The organism is Streptomyces sp. NPDC004561 (assembly GCF_053602155.1).
Genome location: NZ_JBSGDB010000694.1, coordinates 1 through 3491, shown reverse-complemented (window position 1 = coordinate 3491; position 3491 = coordinate 1). Strand labels below are relative to the sequence as shown.

2 protein-coding genes are annotated in these 3491 nt (G+C 75.5%); one reads left to right on the top strand and one right to left on the bottom strand.

Annotated features, from left to right (window positions below; all coding sequences use genetic code 11):
• Positions 1 to 225 precede the first annotated feature (225 nt).
• On the bottom strand, positions 226 to 2289 hold the full coding sequence (locus ACWEN3_RS43710) for an outer membrane protein assembly factor BamB family protein (RefSeq protein ID WP_452983496.1): 2064 nt from the start codon (positions 2287 to 2289) through the stop codon (positions 226 to 228).
• A gap of 207 nt (positions 2290 to 2496) precedes the next feature.
• On the opposite strand from ACWEN3_RS43710, the gene ACWEN3_RS43705 reads away from it, so the two are divergent.
• A partial coding sequence (locus ACWEN3_RS43705) for a CaiB/BaiF CoA transferase family protein (protein ID WP_452983493.1) occupies positions 2497 to 3491 on the top strand: 995 nt, incomplete at its 3' end.

Genomic DNA, 3491 nt, shown 5'->3' with positions numbered 1-3491 from the left:
CGAACAGGCGCGTCATCACTCACGACAGCCACACTGCCAGACCCCACCCGACACCGACCCGACCACCTTGACCAAAGACATAGGGGCACCCCCCCACGGGAGCGCCGCACCCACCCCGACCGTGCGGAAGCTCCAGCCGTACGCCACGCACCGTTTCAGACACGGACCGTGGCCGGCCGGTTGCAGGCGCACGGGGTGTGGCACCGGCGCGCGGGGCGCGGAGTGTCAGATGCGTACGGCGTAGAGCTGGTTGTCGGCGCCGCCGAAGTACACGGCCTCCGTGGTGGCCGTCGGGGGGTGCACCTCCGCTCCCGCGCTGAAGGTCCAGCGCCGCGCGCCGCTGTCGGCGTCGACGGCGTACAGCCGCTGGTCGCCGCTGCCCACGTACACGGTGCCGTGCGCGACCGCGGGCGCGCACACCTCGCCGCCGGTGGTCAGCGACCAACGTCTGCCGCCTGTCGCGGCGTCCCGTGCGAGCAGCTGGTGGCCGCTGCCGCAGTAGACCGTGCCGCGGGCCACGACCGGGCCGGTCTTGTCGGTGATCCCGCCCACCCGCCACACCTGCCGGCCCGTGGCGGCGCGCACGGCGTAGAGGGTCCGGTCGGTGCCGGCGAAGTACACCAGTCCGCCCGCCACCACGGGGAACCAGGAGACGGCACCGGCCGTGGTGAACGTCCAGCGCTCGGTGCCGGCGTAGGCGTCGACGGCGTACAGACGGGTGTCGCTGCAGCCGACGTAGACGGTCTGCTCGTCGACCGCCGGGGAGTGGGTGTCGTGGCCCGTGCGGAACCGCCACAGACGGCTGCCGTCGGACGTGTGGACGGCGTAGAGGTATCCGTCGGAACTGCCGACGTACGCCACGCCGCCTGCCACCACCGGCGAGTGCACGATGCCGCCGGTCCGGAACGTCCAGCGCACCGCGCCGGTCCTGGCGTCGAGTGCGTACAGCCTGCCGTCGTCGCCGCCGAGGTAGGCGACTCCGCCGAGGACGCACGGGGCGGAGCCGAGGGCCGCGCCGGTCGTGTAGGACCAGCGCCGCCGGCCCGTGGCCGCGTCGACGGCGTAGAGGGTGCCGTCGTTGCTCGCCGCGTACACCAGATCGCCCGCGACCTGCGGGTAGTTGAGGAGGACGCCGGTGACCGGGAAGCGCCACAGCCGCGTGCCGGGCGGTGGCGGTCGGCCGTCGTCCAGCAGCCGCCAGCCGGTGAAGCCCAGGGCGGCGCCGGCCGTGAGTCCGGCCGCGGCCGCCAGCAGGCGCCGTCGGCCGGGGGCGGGGGCCGGCGTCCGGGGACCGGGGCCGGGGTCCGTGGCGGGGAGGCCGGAGTCGGGGCCGGGCTCGGACGCGGCGGGCCGCGGCCCGGCCGAGGTGGCGTGGCGGTCCGCGTCGTGCCCGATCGTCGTCCGGACGAGGATGTGCCGCGGGTCCCCCGCGGGGGCCACCGCCGCCAGGTGGGCCGGCCAGTGCGGTCCGAAGAGCGCGGTCGCCGGCCGTCCGGCGCCGAGCGTCGTCCCGACCTCGCCCAGGCCGGGACGCCGCGCCGCCTCCTTGTCGAGGCAGGAGGCGACGAGGCCGTGCAGCCAGTCGGGCACCGCGTCCAGATACGGCTCCTCGTGCATGATGCGGTACAGCAGGAGGTGGACCGTACCCTCGCCGAACGGCCCGGCGCCGCTGGACGCGAAGACAAGGACCGCCCCGAGGGAGAAGACGTCGGCGGCCGGTCCCGTGCCCTCGCCGCGGATCTGCTCGGGCGCGATGTATCCCGGGGAACCCATCGTGGTCCCGGTGCTGGTCAGTGCGCTGGCCTCGGCCACCCGCGAGATGCCGAAGTCGATGACGCGCGGGCCGTCGGCCGCGAGGAGCACGTTGCCGGGCTTGAGGTCGCGGTGCACCACGCCCGCCGCGTGGACGGCGGTGAGCGCGTGGACCAGCCCGACGCCCAGGTCACGCACGAAGGCGTCGGGCAGCGCGCCCCCGGCGCGCACCGCCTCGTGCAGCGAGGGGCCGGGGATGTAGGCGGTCGCCAGCCAGGGCGGGGACCCGTCGGGGTCGGCGTCGACGACTCCGGCGGTGAACGGGCCGCTCACCGAGCGGGAGGCGGCGACCTCCCGGGCGAAGCGCCTGCGGAAGGTGGGCTCGCCCGCGACGTCGGGCCGGATCACCTTCAGCGCGACCTGCTCGTTCGCGGGCGACCGGGCCAGGTAGACGCGGCCCATACCGCCGCTGCCCAGCCGGGCGAGGACGCGGTAGCGGCCGACCTGGCGGGGGTCGTCCGGCATCAGCGGTTCCAAGGCGGCCCCCACCTCCCCGACGGGACCTCCCGTCATCGGATCCGCCCCACCCCGTGACGGCGTGCCACCCCGGAGTGGGAGGGGGTGAGCCTTCCCCACGCCGCCCGTCGGCACACTGGCGGCACCGACCGCCGTGCGCCGTCCCGCCCACGGGCGGCGGTGACCGGCTGCTGACAGAGCCGCCGGTCAGGGGAGATCATCCACCCCATGGACCATCTCCCGCTGCCCCTGGAGGGCATCACCGTCGTCGCCGTCGAACAGGCCGTGGCCGCGCCCTTCGCGACCCGGCAGCTCGCCGACCTGGGCGCCCGGGTCATCAAGGTGGAGCGGGTCGACGGCGGCGACTTCGCGCGCGGCTACGACACCGCGGCCGCCGGCCTGGCCTCGCACTTCGTGTGGTGCAACCGCGGCAAGGAGTCCATCGCCCTGGATCTGAAGGACCCGCGCGGCCTGGAGGTCGTCCGGCGGCTGATCGAGGACGCGGACGTGTTCGTGCAGAACCTCGCGCACGGCGCGGCGGCCCGGCTGGGCCTCGACGCGGCCACGCTGTGCGCGGCGCACCCGAGGCTGGTCGCCGTGGACATCTCGGGCTACGGCGGCTCCGGGCCGTACGCGGACAAGCGGGCGTACGACATGCTCGTGCAGTGCGAGGCGGGGCTCGTCTCGGTGACCGGGACGCCGGAGCGGCCGGTGAAGGCGGGGGTCCCGGCGGCGGACATCGCCGCGGCCATGTACGCGTTCTCGGGCGTGCTGGCGGCTCTCGTCCGCCGTGGCACCACCGGGCGGGGCGGGCCGGTGGAGGTGTCCATGCTGGAGGCGCTCGCCGAGTGGATGGGGCATCCGCTGCACCACACGATGCACGACGGGGAGCCCCCGGCCCGCACCGGGCTCGCCCACGCCGTCATCGCGCCGTACGACGCGTATTCGACGGCGGACGGCGCACGGGTGCTGTTGTCGGTGCAGAACGACCGGGAGTGGCGGAGGCTGGCCGAGCAGGTGATGGGCCGCCCCGAACTGGGCACCGACCCGGCGTACGCCACGAACGCGGCACGGGTGGCCAACCGGGAGCGGACGGACGAGCTGGTGGCGCGCGCGCTCGGCGTGCTGGACGCCGACGAGGCCGTCGCCCGCCTGGAGAAGGCGGGCCTCGCCTGTGCGCGGCTCAGGGATCTGCACGAGCTGGCGGAGCACCCGCAGCTGGC